General features: G+C 60.8%; 1 pseudogene. It reads right to left on the reverse strand.

Annotated elements, in window-relative coordinates:
- Nucleotides 1-281: pseudogene (locus tag TW83_RS16105) on the reverse strand (diguanylate cyclase response regulator); the annotation flags it as partial.
- Nucleotides 282-424 lie beyond the last annotated feature (143 nt).

A 424-nucleotide genomic window follows, 5' to 3' on the forward strand; every position in this document is an offset into this window, starting at 1 on the left:
CCCGCCTGCAGCGCGGCCAGCCGCTGTTCGGGCCGGACCAGCATCAGCACCGGGATATCCGCCAGCCGCGGATCGCGCGACAGCCGCCCGCAGATGTCGATGGCTGATCCGTCGGGGAAATTTCCCAAGATGATCAGGTCGGGCAGGGCCGCGTCCAGTTCCTGCATCAGCTGCGCAGCCGAGGCGACCGCGGCCACGTCATAGCGCACGGCGGACAGCCGGACCTTCAACGTGATCCGCGCCGTCGCTATGCCATCTGCAACCATGATACGTGCCGTCATCGATCTATCCAGAAATCCGACATCTTCATTTCAATTTCACCTAAAATGCTTAACAAAGAGTTTCTGGTGCAGGCCAGCTCACGAAATTGCGATACGGATGGAAAAATGGCGTATTCGGCCCAGCAGGCCGCCGATCTGGCGAC

Origin of the sequence: Paracoccus sp. S4493 (assembly GCF_000967735.1) — a bacterium.
GTDB lineage: Bacteria > Pseudomonadota > Alphaproteobacteria > Rhodobacterales > Rhodobacteraceae > Paracoccus > Paracoccus marcusii.